This window comes from Streptomyces sp. R818, assembly GCF_056172735.1.
On record NZ_JAOCNE010000006.1, the window covers coordinates 186,993 to 206,540 of the forward strand.

The window sequence follows — 19,548 nt, forward strand, 5'->3', positions numbered from 1 at the left end:
CACGCCCGCCGCCACGACCCGTCGGGCCCGCGCACGACACCGCCGCGCCCCCGCCGCAGGGAACGGCACGAACGGGGCCATGACCAGCCCGATCAGCGCGCCGCCCCCCGAGATCAGCGTGAAGGCGACGAGCTTGTCGGTGATGTGGTGGGCCAGCGCGTTCCAGGACGCGTGGGTGACGGCCGCGAGCAGGACCGCCGCGACGACCATCGGAGGCACGGGCGGGCGGCTCCGCTCAGCCGGCGCCGTTGAGCAGCATCTCGCGGACCACCGGGCCCGCCGAGTCGCCGCCGTGGCCGCCCTGCTGCACCACCGCCGCCGACGCGAGGTCGCCGCGATAGGCCGTGAACCAGCCGTTGGGCTCCTTCTGCCCGTCGACCTCCGCCGAACCCGTCTTCGCGCCCATGTCCGAGCCCAGACCCGCCATCGGCTTCACGGCCGTGCCCGCGACCGCCGTGTAGTGCATGAGTTCGCGCAGGGACGCGACCGTACCGGCCGACATCGTCCGCGACGCCTTCGCGAGCGCGCGGTGGTCGACGTCCGGCGAGACGAGGTAGGGCTGGTGGAAGGTGCCGGACTTGACGGTCGCCGCGACCGACGCCATGTTCAGCGGGTTCATCCGCACCCCGCCCTGCCCGATCAGCGACGCGGCCATCTGCGCCTCCGACTGCACGGGGACCGAGCCGTCGAAGCTCGGGACGCCGATCGCCCAGTTGTCGAGGCCGAGCCCGAAGACCTGCTGCGCCTGCTTGGTCAGCGAGTCGTCGTCCAGCTTCGGGGCCTGGCTGATGAACGCGGTGTTGCAGGACGCGGCGAAGCTCGCCTTGAACGTGCCGTTCTTGATCTGGAACTTGTCGTCGTTCTGGAACTTCCAGTGCCCGTACGTGAAGTACTTCGGGCACGGGTGCTTCTTGTCGACCTCGGCCAGACCCTTCTCCAGGAGCAGCGACGACGTGATGACCTTCATCGTCGAGCCGGGCGCCAAGGAACCCTGGAACGCCGTGTTGAAGCCGGGGCTGGAGTTGGCGACGCCGAGGATCTCGCCGGTCGAGGGCCGCAGCACCACGACCGACGCGCGTGCGCGCTTCGCGACCTGCTTCTCGGCCTCCGCCTGCACGGACGGGCTGATCGTCGTCCTCACCGTGCCGGGCGTGCCCTCGGTGAGAGTGAGCAGCGTCTTGTCGGGCACGGCGTTCTTCTCCGCACCCTCCTTCGCGGACTTGCGCACGACGCGGAGTTCGACGCCCGCCGTGCCGCCCGCCTTCTTGCCGTACTTCTCGCGCAGCCCGTCGAGGACGGTCCCGAGCGAGGGGTACTTCTTCGCCGTCAGCTCGCCGCCCGCGCGGTCCACCGCCTTGATCGGCGGATCGCCCGCCTCCCCGGTGACGAGCCGGTCGCCGTCCTTCAGCTCCGGGTGCGCCACGGACGCCTGCCAGCCGACGAGCACCTTCCCGTCACTTTCACGGCGTACGGCCGTCAGCGCGGAGTCGTAGGCGTACGGCTTGCTGATGCCGGGCCCGCCGGCCTTCTCCTCGTACGAGACCGTCGACGTGACGTGGAAGGGGACCTTGGCGCCCGCGGGCGTGCCCGGGGTGACCTTCACACCGCTGAGGTGGGCGTCCTTGACGAGACCGGTGAGCGCGGCCCGGGCGGCGGTCGCGTCGTCGGTGTACGAGGCCGCCTTCGCCGCGTCGCCGGACTGCCAGGCGGCGAGGAACGCGTCGGCCACCGAACGGACCTCGGCGGCGCTCGGCGGGCCCGACGGAATCTCGGGCTTGTCGTCCGCCGCTGCCGCCGCCGACGCGCCCGTACCGCTGTCCATCAGGGCGTACGCGCCGACGCCCGCTCCGACGACGGCGACCACGGCGGCCGCGCCGATCACCAGTGTGCGGGTGTTGCGGCGCTCGGTCTCCCTGCGCCTGCCTCTGGTGCCCAACGTCGTCCTCCGGTGCTCTGCGGGTGGCCCAAGATTACGGGGTGGCCCAAGTCGCGGCTGTTGTAGGACAGAACGCCGTACAACGGCCGCTGGTTTCGTTACGATCCGGGGCCTTTGCTCTTGTCCGGTCCCGTCACGACCCGGGGCCGGTGGATTTCACCGCTCCCGTCATGACCCGGCGCGCAGCACGGATGCCACGATCGGGCCCGCCGCGTCGCCGCCGTGTCCGCCGCCCTCGACCATCGCGGCGGCGGCGACATCGCCCCGGAATCCGGTGAACCAGGAGTTGGAGACGGTCTGGCCGCCGACCTCCGCCGAGCCCGTCTTCGCCCCGATGTCACCGCCGAGTCCGGCCATCGCGTGCGTGGCGGTGCCGATGGCCGAGGTCGCCGTCGCCCGCATCATCTGCTTGAGCTGGGAGGCGGTCGAGGCGGGCAGTCCCTGCGCGGTGGCGAGCTGACGGTCGCCCAGCTTCGGGGAGACGAGGATCGGCTGCCGGAAGGTGCCGGTGATCGCGGTCGCCGTGACCGAGGCCATGTTCAGCGGGTTCATCGTGACCTTGCCCTGGCCGATCATCCCGGCCGGGTCGTCGGAGTTCCCGTTGACGGGCACGGAACCGTCGTACGAGACGATCCCGGTCTGCCAGTCCTTGCCGAGGCCGAAGCGGTTCTGCGCCTCGGCGGCGAACTTCTCCGGGCCGAGGTCGTCGGAGAGCTTGATGAAGGCGGTGTTGCAGGAGCGCTGGAAGCTGCTGGACAGCGTCGCGCCCTCGTCGGGCGCCATGCCTTCGAGGTTGTGGAAGGTCTGGCTCAGCGCGGGGGCCTCGTTCGGGCAGGGCGCCGGGCCGTTCATCGTCGTGACACCGTTGTCGATAAGTGCGGCGGCGGTGATGACCTTCATCGTGGAGCCGGGCGCCAGCTTCGCCTCGAACGCCGCGTTCCACGCCCCGTACCCGTGGTTGGCGACCGCGAGCACCTCACCGGTGGACGGCTTGACCGCGACGACGGCGGCCTTCGGGAACTTCGCCGCCGACTGCTCGGCCGCCGCCTGCGCGCTCGCGCTGAGCGTCGTGTGCAGTGTGCCCGGCTTGCCCTTGGTGAGGGTGAGCAGAGTCTTGGCGGTGGTGGTCATTTCGGCGTTCTGGCGCTGGATGAACGTCTCGACGCCCGGCGTCCCTCCGGCCGTGTCCCCGTACCGGGCGCGCAGCGTCTCAAGAACCGGCCCGAGCGACGGGTACTTCTCCTTGCTCAGCACCACCCCGTTGCGGTCCACGGCCTGGATGGGCGGCGCCGCCGACTCGCCGGTGAGGAGCGTGTCGCCCTCGCGCATGGCGGGGTGCAGGACGGAAGGGCGCCACTGCACCAGCGGCCGGCCAGTGGTCTCGCCCCGCACGACCGTCAGCGCGGAGTCGTAGGACAGCGTCCTGCTCGCCTCCCCGAACTGCACGGTCGCCTTGACCGTGAAGGGCACCTTCGCCCCGACGGGCGTGCCCGGCGTCAGGACGGTGCGGGTGACGTGCGCGTCGTCGTGCCAGCCGGTGAGGGCGGGCAGCGCGCTGTCGGCGTAGTTCGTGAGGCCGGCGGCCGTCGCCGCGTCGTTCTTCGCCCACGCCGCGAGGAACTTCCGCGACGTCTCCTTGATCTCCTCGCCCGTCGGCGGCCCGCTCCTGCGCGTCGCCGTGACCGACGTGCCGCCGTCCTCCGACACCGCCGAGACGATGTTGAACGCCCCGTACCCGGCACCGCCCACCATCGTGGCGAACACGCCGCCGACTATGGCGACCTTGACCCCCTTGCGCATCACGCGCCCCCTCCCCAGGTTGACCAAGGGACTGTAGGCACGTGAGGGCGCCGATACGCAGGGCGTTTTCCCGATGGTGTCCGAAGGTGTCCGAAGAGTGATCGGCCTTTCGTCCGAAACCCGCTCAGATCCAGGTGTCCAGCCACATGCGTGAACGCCACGAGTCGATGGGGATCGCCGTCCCCGTGTAGATCGGCCAGAAGTAGATGAAGTTCCAGGCGATCAGCAGGACCAGGACGCCCGCGCTCGCCGCGCCCGCGACTCTGCGGCGGTCGCTCGATCCCGGTTTGCCGATGATCGCGCCGAGGAGCATCGCCAGGGCCAGGCAGAGGAACGGGGCGAAGACGACCGCGTAGAAGTAGAAGATCGTCCGTTCCTGGTACTGGAACCAGGGGGCGTAGCCCGCGACGACCCCGCAGACGATCGCGCCCGCCCGCCAGTCGCGGCGGAAGAACCAGCGCCACAGGACGAACAGCAGCGCGAAGCAGGCCGCCCACCACAGGAGCGGGGTGCCGAGGGCCAGGACCTCGCGGGCGCACTTGTCCGCCGCGTCCGCCGGGCAGCCGTCGCGGCCCGCCGACGGGGACTCGTAGAAGTAGGAGACCGGGCGGCCGTCGACCATCCAGCTCCAGGGGTTGGACTGGTAGGTGTGCGGCGAGCTGAGATGGGTGTTGAACTCCCAGACCTCGTGCTCGTAGTGCCACAGGCTGCGCACCCAGTCGGGCAGCCAGGTGAAGTGGCCGCCCTTGCCCGCGGTCGCCGCCCAGTCGCGGAAGTAGCCGCCCTTGCCGTCGGAGGGGGAGAGGATCCAGCCCAGCCAGGAGAGGACGTACGTGGCGATCGCGACGGGAACCGTGGAGAGGAACGCCGGGACCACGTCCCGCCGCAACACCGCCAGGTACGGGCGGTGCGCACCCGCCACGCGCCGCGAGCCGACATCCCACAGCACCGACATCAGCGCGAACGCCGCCAGATAGATGAAGCCGTTCCACTTCGTGCCCGCCGCCAGGCCCAGGCTAAGGCCGGCCAGGAGCCGCCAGGGGCGCCAGCCGAGGCGCAGGGTCTCGGCGATGTGCGCGTCCGGGCGGACCAGGCCGTGTTCGTCGACCGGGAGCGCCGCCGCGAGGCGTTCGCGGGTTCTGTCCCGGTCGACGAGCAGGCAGCCGAACGCCGCCACCACGAAGAACACGAGCACCGAGTCGAGCAGCGCGGTGCGGCTCATCACGAACGCGAGGCCGTCGACCATGAGCAGCGCCCCGGCAAGGCAGCCCAGGAAGGTGGAGCGGAAGAGGCGGCGGCCGATCCGGCAGACCATCAGCACGCAGAGTGTGCCGAGGACGGCCGTCATGAACCGCCAGCCGAACGGGTTGAACCCGAACAGCCACTCACCGACGCCGATGACGTACTTGCCGACCGGCGGATGCACGACGTACGAGGCGTCCGTCGGGACCGGGATGTGGCCGTTCTTCTCCAGGATCAGGTCGTTGGCGTTCTTGGCCCAGTTGACCTCGTACCCGCGGTGGATGAGCGCCCACGCGTCCTTGGCGTAGTACGTCTCGTCGAATATCACCGCCTTGGGGCTGCCGAGGTTCCAGAACCGCAGCACCCCGGCGACGAGCGTGACGAGCAGCGGGCCCGCCCAGCCGAGCAGCCGGTCGGCGCGGCCCGCCGTGAAGCGGTGCAGGCCGAACGACGCCCACAGCCGGGACGACGGCGCGGGATACGGCGGTACGAGGCGCGCGCGCACGTCGCCGCCGCCGGCCGGTGCTCGGTACCCGAACCGGCGCAGGCCGTGCAGCCACGCCGACGACGGCCGCCGCCCGCCGGGCGGTTGCTCGGGCGGGGCGCTGGTCGGGGCCGGATGGGACGACGACGCGGTACTGGTCACCGCGCCATCGTAGGGAACGGGGCTGTGCGAGTCCCGTGCGCGGGCCCGACTCGGCCGCCGTCACCGCTGTCGCCGCCTGCGAGGATGGGAGGGTGACAGGTAGCCCCGATTCCCCTCAGCGTTCCCCCCAGCATTCCTCGCAGCCCGACCGGTCCGCAGGCTCCGCCGCCCGTTCGGCCTCCGCCGGAACGCTCGTGCTCGCCGGCACCCCCATCGGAGACGTCTCCGACGCGCCGCCGCGGCTCGCGCAGGAGCTGGCCACCGCCGATGTCGTCGCGGCCGAGGACACCCGGCGCATGAAGCGGCTCACGCAGGCGCTCGGCGTGCAGGTGAGCGGGCGTGTCGTCTCCTACTTCGAGGGCAACGAGGCCGCGCGCACCCCGGAGCTGGTCGAGGCCCTCGCGGGCGGTGCGCGCGTGCTGCTCGTCACCGACGCGGGCATGCCGTCCGTCTCCGACCCGGGCTACCGGCTCGTCGCCGCCGCGGTCGAGCGGGACATCCGGGTCACCGCCGTGCCGGGCCCGTCCGCCGTGCTCACCGCGCTCGCGCTCTCCGGGCTCCCCGTGGACCGGTTCTGCTTCGAGGGGTTCCTGCCGCGCAAGGCGGGCGAACGCCTGAGCCGCCTCAAGGACGTCGCCGACGAGCGCCGCACCCTCGTCTACTTCGAGGCCCCGCACCGCCTCGACGACACGCTCGCCGCGATGGTCGAGGCGTTCGGCGAGGACCGCCGCGCCGCCGTCTGCCGCGAGCTGACCAAGACGTACGAGGAAGTGAGACGCGGGCCGCTGAAGGAGCTCGCCGAATGGGCCGCGGACGGCGTACGGGGCGAGATCACCGTCGTCGTCGAGGGTGCCCCGGAGAAGTCCGGCGACGACCTCACCCCCGATGAGCTGGTGCGCAGGGTGCGGGTGCGCGAGGAGGCGGGGGAGCGGCGCAAAGAGGCGATCGCCGCCGTCGCCGCGGACGCCGGGCTACCCAAACGGGACGTCTTCGATGCCGTCGTGGCGGCAAAGAATGCGGCGCGGGACACCCCATAAGGGCGTAAAGGACTAACCTGAAAAGCAAAGCGAAGACCGGGTGTCACGGCCATTCAGGCAGGGAAAGGCCAAATCGGCTCCAATAGTCGACAGGGCTTTTGCGCCCGGCCCGGCGGAGGCGTCCACTGGTTGAAGGGACGCACCCGTCCCCACGCTGCCCACGGGCAGCGCTTGTCCAGCGGACAAGAGGAGCCGGCATGAGCGAGTTCGCGGTCCCCGGGATGTCGACCGGCGTCGGGACACCTTCGGTGTCGCAGCGCGCCGGGGCGATGTCCACCGCCCATGAGTCGTATTCATTCGCCTGCATGCGGTGCGGGCACGGCTGGGAGCAGTCGTACGAGATAGAGCACCACGTCGACGGGGACGGCGCGCCGTACGTGCAGTACGTGGCGAACGGGGAGCGGGTGCCGTCGCCGCTGACCCGGCCCACCTGTCTGAACTGCGACGGGCACGTCCTGCGGATCATGCGGGCCGGGCGCGTCTCCTCGGCGCAGAACATGCTGCACGGCGCGCGCCCCCACGACACCCCGGCCGCGGGTCCGGTGGAGGCCCCCGAACCCGCGGCCGGGACGCCCGGCCCGGCGCCGTCCCCGGACGGGGAGCGCCACCACTGGCGCCTGTCCGACCTGCTGCACCCCTTCAGCCACCACCACGGCAAGGAGGCGTGAGCGCGGCTCCGTGGAACGGGTTCGGGGATCGGCGGAGCGGGTTCGGGGATCGGCGGAGCGGGTTCGTAAAATCGGGGCATGAGCTCCGACCGCGCCGCCAAGGACGTCACCCCGCCCCCGCCGCCCGCACCGCTCGCGGTCGAGGTCGCCGACTCCCACACCCACCTGGACATGCAGGCGGGCACCGTGGAGGAGGCCCTAGCCAAGGCGGCGTCGGTGGGCGTGACGACCGTGGTGCAGGTCGGCTGCGATCTGGCCGGTTCGCGGTGGGCCGCGTCCGTGGCCGAGCAGCACGCGCGCGTGCACGCCACCGTCGCCCTCCACCCGAACGAGGCGCCCCGTATCGTCCATGGCGACCCTGATGGTTGGTCCCGTCAGGGCGCGCGCCAGCCTCTTGGTGACGCCGGGCTCGACGAGGCGCTCGCCGAGATCGACCGGCTCGCCGCGCTTCCGCAGGTCAAGGGCGTCGGCGAGACCGGCCTCGACTACTTCCGCACGGGCCCCGAGGGCAAGGCGGCGCAGGAGCGCTCGTTCCGCGCCCACATCGAGATCGCCAAGCGCCACGGCAAGGCGCTCGTCATCCACGACCGCGAGGCCCACGAGGATGTGCTACGCATCCTGAAGGAGGAGGGCGCGCCCGAGCGCACCGTCTTCCACTGCTACTCCGGCGACGCCGCCATGGCCCAAGTCTGCGCCGAGAACGGCTACTTCATGTCGTTCGCGGGCAACGTGACGTTCAAGAACGCGCAGCCGCTGCGGGACGCGCTCGCCGTCGCCCCGCTCGACCTGGTCCTCGTCGAGACCGACGCGCCCTTCCTGACCCCGGCGCCGTACCGCGGACGGCCCAACGCGCCGTATCTCATTCCGGTCACGCTGCGCGCGATGGCCGCGGTCAAGGGCGTCACGGAGGAAACCCTCGCCACGTCGGTCTCCGCCAACACGGCCCGCGCGTTCGATTACTGACCGATAACGCGGACCCGCCCACCGACGTCAAGGCATGCGCAGCGCCGCGACACTGCGTAGTCGCGCTGCTTTGGAGAGTGACGACCTCTCCGCTAGGTTCTGCTCGCCCGATCCGCCCCCGCCCGGGGGCCGGACCCCTGGAGCGCCTGGAGCGTCGTCGTGAGCAATACGCCGTACGAGACGTACGAGGACACGTACGGCCCTTACGTTCCGCCCGCCCGGTACGGGGGGCCGCCGGGTGTGGTCCCGGTCCCGCGGGTGGCGCCGCCGGTCGGGGAGAGCGGGGCGGTGGCGGCACCGCGGCCGTACTCGGAGGGGGCCGAGTACGGCCGGTATCCCGACGGGGCTGGTCACAGCCCGTACGCGGCTGATGGCTCGTACGCGGCTGACGGCCCGTACGCGGCTGACGGCCCGTACGGCGACAGTCAGTACGGCGTGCCCGCGTCCCCAGCCGTCGGCGGCGAGAACCAGTACGGCCCGCCCGCGCCTCAGCCCGCTCGCGGCCGGACCCAAGCCGGCCCGCCCGTGCCTCAGCCCGCTCGCGGCCGGGCCCAAGCCGGGCCGCCCGTGCCTCAGCCCGCTCGCGGCCGGGCCCAAGCCGGGCCGCCCGCGCCCCATGCCGCCCGCGGCGCACACCGCCGACCGAACCCTTACGCCGCACCGGATTCCTACGCCGCGCAGGACTTCAACGCCGCGCCCGAGCCGTACGCCGCACCCCATCCGTACGCCGCGCCCGACCCCTACGCCGCATCCGCTCAAAGCCCCTCCGCGCCGGGTGCCTACCCCGTCCGCGACACCTACCGCCCCGCCTACACCTACCGCCCGGCCGCCCCGGCCGAACCCGCGCCCCCGCAGCGGACCCCCGCCCCCGTGGCGCGTCCCGTGACCGGGCGGATCGCCGCCCGGCGGGCCGCGCGGCGGCGGAAGGCCGAGCAGCGGCCCGAGGCGTTGCGGAGGCTGGTCCCGCAGGCGCTGGTGGTCGCGTTCCTGGCCGGAGGCACCACCGCGTTCGTCGCCGACGACAAAGCCATCCGGCTGGACATCGACGGCAAGGAGCGCACCCTGCACACCTTCGCCGACGACGTCACCGAGCTGCTCGCGGACGAGGGCGTCGACGTCGGCGCCCACGACGTCGTGGCCCCGGGCCGCACCGCCGCCCTGACCAGCGGCGACGAAGTCGCCGTCCGCTACGGCCGCCCCGTCAGGCTCACCCTCGACGGCCAGCGCCGCCAGGTGTGGACGACGGAGCGCACCGTCGACGGGGCGCTGAGACAGCTCGGGGTGCGGGCGGAGGGCGCGTACGTCTCCGCGTCCCGTTCCCGCCGTATCGAGCGCCACGGCCTCGACCTGGCCGTACGGACCGAGCGGAGCGTCACCGTCATGGCCGACGGCCGCCGTCGCACCATCCGCACCAACGCGGCGACCGTCGGCGAGGCCGTCGACGCCGCAGGGGTCCGGCTGCACGGCCAGGACACCACCTCCGTACCGGCGCAGAGCTTTCCCCGCGACGGCCAGACGATCACCGTGATGCGGGTGACCGGCGGCAAGGAGGTCCGCGAGGAGATCGTCCCGTTCGCCACCGAGCGCATCGACGACCCCGCCCTGTTCCGGGGCACCGAGGTCGTCACGCAGGCCGGCGAACCCGGGATGCGCCGGGTCACGTACGCGCTGCGCACCGTCAACGGCGTCAAGCAGAAGCCGCGCCGCGTCAAGGCGGAGACGGTGCGCGAACCCCGTACGCAGATGATCCGGGTCGGGACGCGGCCGCTGCCCAGCTCCGTGGCCGGCGCCGACACCCTGAACTGGTCCTCACTGGCCGCCTGCGAGTCCGGCGGACGCCCCGCCGCCACCGACGCGACCGGCACCTACGGCGGCCTCTACCAGTTCGACACGCAGACCTGGCAGAGCCTCGGCGGCTCGGGCCACCCGCAGGACGCGCCCGCCGCCGAGCAGACCTACCGGGCGAAGAAGCTGTACGTGCGGCGCGGCACGAGCCCCTGGCCGCACTGCGGGCCCCGGCTGCACGGGTGATCCGGCAGGCCCGGCCGCACGGGTGAACCCGGTGCGGCGCGGCCCCGTACCCTTGAACGGTGAGCACCCCTGACCCCCAAGGCCCCCTGTTCGGCGCCGCCGACATCCGCGAGCTGGCCGCCGCCCTCGGCGTCCGCCCCACGAAGCAGCGCGGCCAGAACTTCGTCATCGACGCCAACACGGTCCGCCGGATCGTCCGCACCGCGGAGGTCACCGCGGACGACGTGGTCGTCGAGGTCGGCCCGGGCCTCGGCTCGCTCACCCTGGCGCTGCTCGACGTGGCCCGGCACGTGACCGCCGTCGAGATCGACGACACGCTCGCCGCCGCGCTGCCCGCCACCGTCGCGGCCCGCATCCCGGCCAAGAAGGACGTCTTCGACCTGGTCAACATGGACGCCATGCAGGTCACCGCGCTCCCGGGCCCGGCCCCGACCGCCCTGGTCGCGAACCTCCCGTACAACGTGGCGGTCCCGGTCCTCCTCCACATGCTCGACACCTTCCCGACCATCGAGCGCACCCTCGTCATGGTCCAGGCCGAGGTCGCCGACCGGCTCGCCGCCGGCCCCGGCTCGCGCGTCTACGGCGTCCCGTCCGTCAAGGCCAACTGGTACGCCGAGGTCAAGCGCGCGGGCAGCATCGGGCGGAACGTCTTCTGGCCCGCGCCGAATGTCGACAGCGGCCTTGTCTCCCTGGTCCGCCGCGCCGAGCCCGTCGCCACGACCGCCGCCAAGGAGGAGGTCTTCGCGGTCGTCGACGCGGCGTTCGCCCAGCGCCGCAAGACGCTGCGCGCCGCGCTCGCCGGATGGGCCGGTTCGGCCGCCGCGGCGGAGGCGGCGCTCGTCGCGGCCGGGGTCTCCCCGCAGGCGCGCGGCGAGGCGCTGACGGTCGAGGAGTTCGCGAGGATCGCCGAGCACAAGCAGGAGGAGACGGCAGCGTGAGTGTGACCGTACGCGTCCCGGCCAAGGTCAACGTCCAGCTCGCGGTCGGCGCCGCCCGCCCCGACGGCTTCCACGACCTGGCCAACGTCTTCCTGGCGGTAGGTCTGTACGACGAGGTGACGGTCGAGCCCGCTCCGGCCTTCGAGATCACCTGTACGGGCCCCGGGTCCGACCAGGTCCCCCTCGACCGTACGAATCTGGCGGCGCGCGCGGCGATCGCCCTCGCCGGGCGGCACGGACTCGGCGACGACCCGAAGGTCCGTATCCACATCGCCAAGGACATCCCCGTCGCGGGCGGCATGGCGGGCGGCTCGGCGGACGCGGCGGGCGCGCTCGTGGCGTGCGACGCGCTGTGGGGGACGGAGGCCTCGCGCGAGGAACTCCTGGACATCTGCGCGGAGTTGGGCAGTGACGTGCCGTTCAGCCTGGTCGGCGGGGCGGCGCTGGGCACGGGCCGCGGTGAGAAGTTGCGGATCCTCGACGTGGACGGGCCGTTCTGGTGGGTCTTCGCGGTGGCGGACGGCGGCCTGTCGACGCCGGCCGTGTACCGGGAGTTCGACCGTCTGACGCCGGACGCCCCGGAGCCCGTAGCCTCTTCCGCGCTTCTGGACGCACTGCGCACCGGTGACGCGTCCGCCCTCGCGGCCACCGTCACCAACGACCTCCAGCCCGCGGCTCTCTCCCTGTTCCCGTCCCTGAAGGCGACGCTCGACGCGGGTAAGGGGGCCGGGGCGCTGGCCGCGCTGGTCTCCGGGTCCGGGCCGACGACCGCGTACCTCGCGGCGGACGAGGCGGCCGCGCGCCGGATCGCCGACGCGCTGACCGTCTCCGGGACCTGCCGGACGGCGCGCGTGGCGGCGTCGCCCGCGCCGGGCGCCTCACTCGTCACCGGGTGAGGCGCGGTCGGCGGGTGATCAGGGGCGGGGCAGCGAGGTGTTGGTGATCGGCAGCTTCGTCTCGGTCCCCGCCACATAGAGGTCGCGGGTGGCCGTGCGGAGCACGAAGACGCCGTCCTCGGCGCGGACCCGCGCGGACATCACGAAGGTGCCGTCCTCCTCCGTGGTGACCTTCACGCGGGACTGGCTCTCCCAGTACGTCTGGAGGAAGACCTCGATGTCCTGGGGGTCGACACCGCGCGGCACGGTCACCTTGCCCTCGACGGTGAGGATGTCGCCCTTCTTCACCTTCTTCTTGTTGACCTTGTACGTGAGCGAGGTCGGCTTCGGCGCGGCGTGCACGGTGGTCTCGTCGAAGTAGCCGTCCTGCGGGGTGTTCAGGTCGCCGTCCTCGTCCCACATGGCGGTGATGTGGACGTCCTGCTGGACGTTGAGGAGACTGCTGCTGGTGTCGTGGTCGATACGGACGTCCGGGATCGTGAACCTCCCGTTCGCGTCGGTGACCGGGGTGCCCAGGTCGCGGGGCTCGTAGTAGTTGGGGTCGATCGGGTCGCTCCACGGGTTCCAGGTCGTGAACTGGACGACCTCCTGGACCGTGACGGGCACGTTCGGCGCCGGGGTGCCGTCGGCCTTGGTGACGGTGCCCGTGACGTCGACGGTGCGGTGGTCGTAGTCGGTGCCGGTGGGATCGGTCGTCACCTCGACGACGTACGGGTCGCCGGGGGCGGGGTCCGCGGAGGCGGTGGGCGCGGTCAGGGCGCCGGTCGCGAGGAGCAGGGCGGAGACGGCTGCGAGCCGCGTCGGCAGGGTCTTGTTCGGCACGGGGTTCCTCCGGTCGGGTCGGGTGGTGACGTGTGCTGTGTTGGACCGGGGTGGGGTGTGGGGCGTTGTTCCGGGCTGGTGGGCTGTTACGGGGCTGTGGCTGGTGGGTGATTCGCCCCGTTCTGGGGTTCACCTGGGTGTCGCCTGAGGTCGTCCCCTCGTCTGCCGGGCCGGCCCCGGTGGCGGAGTACGACGTCCGTCGTGGCTGGTCGCGCAGTTCCCCGCGCCCCTGAGATGCGCACTTCGTGCGCCATCTCAGAGGGGCGCGTGGGACGCGTGCCCCGGAGAGGCGGTGTGCCGCGCGTCTCGGGGGTGCGCGTGACGCGCCCTTATGGGGCTGCGGCGAAGCCGCAAGCTCCAGGGGCGCGGGGAACTGCGCGACCAGCCACGACGACAGCCGCACCCGACGACGCACCCCAGAGGGGCGCGGGGAACTGCGCGGCCAGCCACACTCCGCCCGCACCCGGCGACGTACCCCCGACCCCCGCGGCGCGAAGCCCACCCCACCACCCCGACTACGCTGGAGGACAGGTACCCCCGCGGCAGGAGCGAAATGGCAGTCAATCTGGTCAACGTCGAGAACGTCACCAAGGTCTACGGCACAAGGGCCCTGCTCGACGGAGTCTCCCTCGGCGTATCGGAAGGCGACCGGATCGGCGTGGTCGGTCGGAACGGGGACGGCAAGACGACCCTGATCCGGATGCTCGGCAAGCTGGAGGAGGCCGACACCGGCCGGGTCACGCACAGCGGCGGCCTGCGCCTCGGCGTCCTGACGCAGCACGACTCCCTCGACCCGGCGGCAACCGTCCGCCACGAGGTGATCGGCGACCTCGCCGACCACGAGTGGGCGGGCAACGCCAAGATCAGGGACGTGCTCACCGGCCTGTTCGGCGGACTGGACATGCCCGGTTTCGACCAGGGCCTGGACACCGTCATCGGCCCCCTCTCCGGCGGCGAGCGCCGCCGCATCGCCCTCGCCAAGCTGCTCATCGACGACCCGGACCTGCTGATCCTCGACGAGCCCACCAACCACCTCGACGTCGAGGGCATCGCCTGGCTCGCCCGCCACCTCCAGGCCCGCCGCTCGGCCCTCGTCTGCGTCACGCACGACCGCTGGTTCCTCGACCAGGTCTGCACCCGCATGTGGGACGTGCAGAAGGGCACGGTCTACGAGTACGAGGGCGGCTACTCGGACTACGTGTTCGCCCGCGCCGAGCGCGAGCGCATCGCCGCGACCGAGGAGACCAAGCGCCAGAACCTGATGCGCAAGGAGCTGGCCTGGCTGCGCCGCGGCGCCCCGGCCCGCACCAGCAAGCCCCGCTACCGCATCGAGGCGGCCAACGAGCTGATCGCCGACGTGCCGCCGCCCCGCGACAAGAGCGAGCTGATGCGGTTCGCGAACGCCCGCCTCGGCAAGACCGTGTTCGACCTGGAGGACGTGACCGTCCAGGCCGGCCCGAAGGTCCTGCTCAAGCACCTCACCTGGCACCTCGGCCCCGGCGACCGCATCGGCCTGGTCGGTGTGAACGGCGCGGGCAAGACGTCCCTGCTCCGCGCCCTCGCCGACGCAGCCCGCACCCAGGGCGAGCAGCAGCCCGCCGCCGGGAAGGTCGTCGTCGGCAAGACGGTCCGGCTCGCCTACCTGTCGCAGGACGTGACCGAGCTGCCCGCGTCGCTGCGGGTCCTGGAGGCCGTCCAGCAGATCCGCGACCGCGTCGACCTCGGCAAGGGCCGCGAGATGACCGCGGGCCAGCTCTGCGAGCAGTTCGGCTTCAGCAAGGAGAAGCAGTGGACGCCCGTCGGTGACCTGTCCGGTGGCGAGCGGCGCCGCCTTCAGCTCCTGCGCCTGCTCATGGACGAGCCGAACGTCCTCTTCCTCGACGAGCCGACCAACGACCTCGACATCGAGACCCTGGCCCAGCTGGAGGACCTCCTCGACGGCTGGCCCGGCTCCATGATCGTCATCTCCCACGACCGGTACTTCATCGAGCGGACCACGGACAACACGTTCGCGCTGCTCGGCGACGCCACCCTGCGCATGCTGCCGCGCGGCATCGAGGAGTACCTGGAGCGCAGGCAGCGCATGATCGAGGCCGCGTCCCCGGCGCCCGTGGCCGCCCCCGCCGCCGCGAAGTCCGGCCCGTCGGCCGCCGACGCCCGCGCCGCGAAGAAGGAGCTGCAGAAGATCGAGCGGCAGATGGACAAGATCTCCGCCAAGGAGTCCACGCTGCACAAGCAGATCGCGGACAACGCCACGAACTTCGAGAAGGTCGCCAAGCTCGACGCCGAGCTGCGGGAACTGGTGGCCGAGCGCGAGGACTTGGAACTGCGCTGGCTGGAACTCGCCGATGATGCGTGAAGGCGGCGTGTAGGCGCGTAACAGACGCATCACGGGCCGGTCCACCCTTGGGAACAGGGGATCGACCGGCCCTTCGCATGCGTGTCCAGAGTGATAGAAAGGGCGGCTGGGGGCGGCCTGAGCGCACCCGTGACCACCTGGAGAACGTCCGGAAAACACCCAGGCGTGCCGGTACATCAGCAGTGAAAGAGGGGGGAGCGCTGATGACTCAGCCGCCCAGCGGGCCGCCGTCCGGCGGATTCGGAGCGCCGCAGGACCCGTCGAATCCGCAGCAGGGGCAGACCCCGCCGCCGCCCCCGCCGAACGCCCCGGCGCAGCCCGGCTACGGATATCCGCAGCAGCAGCCGGGCCCGTACAACCAGCCCCCGCAGCAGCCGGGCCCCTACGGACAGCCGGGTCCCTACGGCCAGCAGCAGCCGGGCCCGTACGGCCAGCCCCCGCAGCAGCCGGGCCCGTACGGCTACCCGCAACAGCAGCAGTACGGCTATCCGCCGCAGCAGCTCCCGTCCATGCCTGGAGGCCCCGGCAACGGCGGCGGTGGCGGTGGCGTCAAGGGCAAGACGTGGGCGATCGCGGCCGCGGCCGTCGCCCTCCTCGTCGTCGCGGGCGGCGTCGTCTTCGCGGTCGTCGGCGGTGACGACGACGGCGACGGCGGCAAGACGGACACCGCCGGCAAGGACAAGGACCCGAAGGCGTCCGCCTCGGCCCCGGTCAACCCGGGCGACGGGCAGGGCGACGGGCACGGCGGCGAGGAGGACCTCAACGCGGGCCGCCAGGACGGCGAGGCCAAGGTCCTCTGGTACAAGACCGCCCCCAAGGTGGGCAGCGACGGCGCCGACGCCCCCGGCATGTGGATCACCGACAAGGTCGCGGTCAAGGCCGCGTACAAGGAGGTCCTGGCGTACAACACCACCGATGGCAAGATCAGTTGGCCCGCGATCACGATGCCGCAGAAGATCTGCGCCGTCACCAAGGCGCCGTCCGACGCGGGCAAGATCGTCGTCGCGTACATGAGCGGCACCAGCTCCCGCGCGCACTGCAACCAGGTCCAGGAGATCGACCTCGCCACCGGCGCCAAGGGCTGGACGGCGAAAATCCCCGAACGCGAGGACAAGAACGACTTCTTCGACGGCACCGGCTCCAGCGTCTCCCTGGCCTACGTCGGCACCGACACCCTGATCGTCGGCCGTGAGATGTCGGGCCTCGCGCTCGACGCGAAGACCGGCTCGAAGAAGAAGTTCGTCGTCACCGAGTACGGCAGCAGCTGCTTCCCCAAGGCCTACACCGGCGACAAGAGCAAGCTGCTCTCCGTCGCCTCCTGCGGGGCGGGCGGCGACAACGCGCACGAGGAGCTGCGCCAGCTCGACCCGGAGACCGGGAAGGCCCTGTGGACCAAGAAGTTCCCCAAGAACTGGTCCATCGGGAACGTGTACTCCGTCAGCCCGCTGGTCGTGTACAGCACGAACACCGAGGCCAAGAAGTACAACATCGCCTCCTTCCGGAACAACAGCGCTTCCGTGCAGGCCGAGGTCTCCGTCGACGGCCTCGACACGCGCTGCGGCGGCTCCGGCATCTTCTCCCTGAACCGGAACATCAGCGGCTGCTCGGGCGTGTTCGCGGACGCCTCCACCCTCTACATGCCGACGCAGGGCGAGACCGGCGGGGCGAACGAGGTCGTCGCGATCAGCCTCACCAGCGGCAAGGAGCGCTGGCGGGCCACGTCCCCCGAGGACCTGCCCCTGCGGCCCCTCCAGGCCGAGAACGGCGCCGTCGTCGCGTACATGGGCGCCTCGTACAGCGGCAGCGCCGGACGCGTGGTGTCCATCCCCGTCTCGGGCGCGCACACACCGAAGACGCTGCTGCAGAACCCGGCGGGCACCGCCGAGATCGAGAGCGGCTTCACCTCGCCGGACGTCGCCTGGCGCGACGGACGCTTCTACATGTCCGCCACCCGCCTGTCCGGCAGCGTCAAGGGCCAGCAGAAGCTGATGCTGGCGTACGGCGACTGACCCGCTCCGTCCTTCCTTCTCCCGTCCCCGCTCCAGGCACCGAGGTACCCACGCCATGACACAGCCGCCGCCCCCGCAGCAGCCCCCGAACCAGCCCCCGCAGCAACCCGAGGGCCAGCCGCCGCAGCCCCCGCAGCAGCCCGCGAACCAGCCTCCGCAGCCTCCCGTGGGCCAGCCCCCGCAGCCTCCGCAGCAGCCCGCGGGCCAGCCTCCGCAGCAGCCCGCGAACCAGCCGCCCGGCCAGCCGTCGGACCAGCCCCCGGCCCAGCCGCCGACCCCGCCTTCCGGCCAGCCCCCGCAGCCCCCGCAGGACCCTTTCAGCAAGCAGCCTGAGCCGCAGCAGGCTCCGCAGCCCCCGGCCCCCGGCGGCTTCGGCGCGCCCACCACGCCCCCGCCCGGCGGTTTCGGCACCCCGACCCCGCCCCCGCCGCACGGCGCCCCGGCCCCGGCCCCGGGCTACGGCTACCCGGCCCAGCCCCCGCAGCAGCAGCCGCCGACGGCCCCGTACGGCCAGCCCTACGGTCAGCCGCAGCAGCCTTATGGCCAGCCGCAGCAGCCCTACGGCCAGCAGCCGCAGTACGGCTACCCGCAGCCGCCCACCACCCCGATGGCGGCGACCGGCGGCCCCGGCGGCGGCGGTGGAGGCAAGAAGCCCTCGCCCGTCGTGTGGATCGTCACGGCGGCCGTCGTGGTGATCGCCCTGATCGTCGGCGGCGGCATCTTCTATGCCAGCTCCTCCGACGACGACGGCAAGGACGACACCAAGAACTCGGCGGACGGCGGCGACAAGGGCGGCGCCGAGGGCAAGGGCGGCGGCTCCGGGAGCACCGCCGGCGAGGAGAAGGTCCCCGGCTCCACCGCCGCGAACCTCGCCGTCCAGCTCCCCGCGCCCGCCGTCGTCAAGGACGCCGTGTGGAGCGTCGCGGGATCGTGGCTGACCGACTCCACGTACGTGAAGTCCGGCCTCAACGAACTCAACGGCTACGAGCCGGACTCCGGCACCAAGAAGTGGACCCTCCCGCTGTCCGGCCAGACCTGCGGCGCCTCGCCCGAGGTGACCGAGGCGGGCCTGGCCGCCGTGCTCTCCGAGGACGGCAAGCGCAAGAAGGAGAAGGACTACTTCAAGTGCACCGAGATCACGGTCTTCGACGTCAACACCGGTAAAAAGGTGTGGTCGGACAGTGTCGAGGCGAGCGGCCAGAAGATCGCCTTCAAGGAGCTGTCCATCAGCGGCAACACCCTCGCCGTCGGCGGCGGTTACGACGGTGGCGCGGCCTTCGACATCACCAACGGCAAGTCGCTGTGGAAGCCGCAGCAGGGCAGCTGCGAGGACGTCGGCTACCGCGGCGGCGAACAGCTCGTCGCGGTCCGCAAGTGCGGTGACTTCGACGCGGAGACGTACGAGGTCCAGGTCCTCGACCCGGCGTCCGGCAAGCCCAAGTCGACGTACAAGGTCCCCGGCCAGGCCGGCAGCGTCAACCTGCTCTCCGTCTTCTCCAGCAAGCCGGTCGTCTTCGGCGTCGCGCTCGGCGAAGAGGTCAAGTACACCGACGCGTTCTCGCTCGACGACAAGGGCGGGCTCCGCGCGAAGATCTCCATCGACCCGGACAAGTACGACGTCGACTGCGAGGTCGGCGAGGTGCACGGCTGCAAGGGCGTCGTCGTCGGCAACGACCGGCTCTACCTGCCCTCCCAGCAGCACGACGGCAGCGGAACCGACCAGGTCAACGAGATCGTGTCGTTCAACCTCGCCGACGGGCAGCTCACCGGCGACCGCTTCGACAGCGGCGCGGACTACGAGATCTTCCCGCTGCGGATGGACGGCGGCAACGTCCTCGCGTACAAGGACGGCCCGTACGACAAGGGCGCCCAGATCATCACCATCGCCCCGAAGGGCGGCAAGCAGACGACGCTCCTGGAGACCCCCGGCACCCAGACCGTGCGCAACGTGCTGAGCCGCATGGTCCCGAGGTCGTCCGAGATGCTGTACGGGAACGGCCACCTGTTCCTGGCGGAGGACCTGATCAGCGAGCGGTACTCCGCGGACGACAAGCAGTACGCGGCAGTCGGCTTCACCGCCAAGTAACGCCCCGTACAAGCCCTTTGGGCATCCGACGGCCCCGCGCCCCTATCGGGCGGCGGGGTCGTCGCGTACGCGAAGGCCGGAATTTCAGCAATGCGGGCCGCTTCTCACCGGTAGG

13 protein-coding genes and 1 pseudogene are annotated in these 19,548 nt (G+C 72.0%); 9 read left to right on the plus strand and 5 right to left on the minus strand.

Annotation, left to right across the window (positions count from 1 at the left end):
* Positions 1-45: 45 nt before the first annotated feature.
* From N5I75_RS17260 to N5I75_RS17275, 4 genes and pseudogenes are all read right to left on the minus strand, one after another.
* A pseudogene (locus tag N5I75_RS17260) lies at positions 46-219 on the minus strand (EamA family transporter); the annotation flags it as partial.
* A 16-nt stretch (positions 220-235) separates the two neighbouring features.
* Entirely contained in the window at positions 236-1,936 is a 1,701-nt protein-coding gene (locus tag N5I75_RS17265; protein ID WP_476678501.1) for a penicillin-binding transpeptidase domain-containing protein, read from the minus strand.
* A 168-nt stretch (positions 1,937-2,104) separates the two neighbouring features.
* On the minus strand, positions 2,105-3,736 hold the full coding sequence (locus N5I75_RS17270; protein WP_476679521.1) for a penicillin-binding transpeptidase domain-containing protein: 1,632 nt from the start codon (positions 3,734-3,736) through the stop codon (positions 2,105-2,107).
* A 124-nt stretch (positions 3,737-3,860) separates the two neighbouring features.
* Positions 3,861-5,624, minus strand: a complete 1,764-nt coding sequence (locus tag N5I75_RS17275; protein WP_476678502.1) for a dolichyl-phosphate-mannose--protein mannosyltransferase — start codon at positions 5,622-5,624, stop codon at positions 3,861-3,863.
* Between the two features lie 194 nt (positions 5,625-5,818).
* Here N5I75_RS17275 and rsmI point away from each other — a divergent pair, with 194 nt between their 5' ends.
* The 6 genes from rsmI to N5I75_RS17305 all read left to right on the plus strand — a co-directional run bounded on the left by rsmI (position 5,819) and on the right by N5I75_RS17305 (position 12,157).
* Positions 5,819-6,661, plus strand: coding sequence for a 16S rRNA (cytidine(1402)-2'-O)-methyltransferase (gene rsmI, locus N5I75_RS17280; protein ID WP_476678504.1), 843 nt, complete (start codon positions 5,819-5,821; stop codon positions 6,659-6,661).
* Positions 6,662-6,858: 197 nt separating this feature from the next.
* Entirely contained in the window at positions 6,859-7,329 is a 471-nt protein-coding gene (locus tag N5I75_RS17285; RefSeq protein ID WP_476678506.1) for a hypothetical protein, read from the plus strand.
* 78 nt (positions 7,330-7,407) lie between these two features.
* A complete protein-coding gene (locus N5I75_RS17290; RefSeq protein WP_476678508.1) occupies positions 7,408-8,292 on the plus strand; it encodes a TatD family hydrolase in 885 nt (294 codons plus the stop codon).
* Between the two features lie 567 nt (positions 8,293-8,859).
* Entirely contained in the window at positions 8,860-10,323 is a 1,464-nt protein-coding gene (locus N5I75_RS17295) for a ubiquitin-like domain-containing protein (RefSeq protein ID WP_476678509.1), read from the plus strand.
* A gap of 59 nt (positions 10,324-10,382) precedes the next feature.
* Entirely contained in the window at positions 10,383-11,261 is an 879-nt protein-coding gene (gene rsmA, locus N5I75_RS17300) for a 16S rRNA (adenine(1518)-N(6)/adenine(1519)-N(6))-dimethyltransferase RsmA (protein WP_476678511.1), read from the plus strand.
* On the plus strand, positions 11,258-12,157 hold the full coding sequence (locus N5I75_RS17305; protein WP_476678513.1) for a 4-(cytidine 5'-diphospho)-2-C-methyl-D-erythritol kinase: 900 nt from the start codon (positions 11,258-11,260) through the stop codon (positions 12,155-12,157). The genes rsmA and N5I75_RS17305 overlap by 4 nt, the downstream gene beginning before the upstream one ends.
* An 18-nt stretch (positions 12,158-12,175) precedes the next feature.
* Here N5I75_RS17305 and N5I75_RS17310 read toward each other — a convergent pair whose 3' ends face one another.
* Positions 12,176-12,979 (minus strand): transthyretin-like family protein, encoded by an 804-nt coding sequence (locus N5I75_RS17310; protein WP_476678515.1) that lies wholly within the window; start codon positions 12,977-12,979, stop codon positions 12,176-12,178.
* 553 nt (positions 12,980-13,532) lie between these two features.
* Between N5I75_RS17310 and N5I75_RS17315 the strand changes: the two genes are divergently transcribed.
* From N5I75_RS17315 to N5I75_RS17325, 3 genes are all read left to right on the plus strand, one after another.
* The gene (locus N5I75_RS17315; protein ID WP_476678517.1) at positions 13,533-15,338 is read left to right on the plus strand and encodes an ABC-F family ATP-binding cassette domain-containing protein; all 1,806 of its coding nucleotides are present in this window, start codon (positions 13,533-13,535) and stop codon (positions 15,336-15,338) included.
* A 203-nt stretch (positions 15,339-15,541) separates the two neighbouring features.
* A complete protein-coding gene (locus tag N5I75_RS17320; protein ID WP_476678519.1) occupies positions 15,542-17,347 on the plus strand; it encodes an outer membrane protein assembly factor BamB family protein in 1,806 nt (601 codons plus the stop codon).
* A 55-nt stretch (positions 17,348-17,402) separates the two neighbouring features.
* Positions 17,403-19,433 carry an outer membrane protein assembly factor BamB family protein gene (locus N5I75_RS17325; RefSeq protein WP_476678521.1) on the plus strand — a complete coding sequence of 677 codons (2,031 nt, stop codon included), beginning with the start codon at positions 17,403-17,405 and terminating at the stop codon, positions 19,431-19,433.
* Positions 19,434-19,548: the final 115 nt, after the last annotated feature.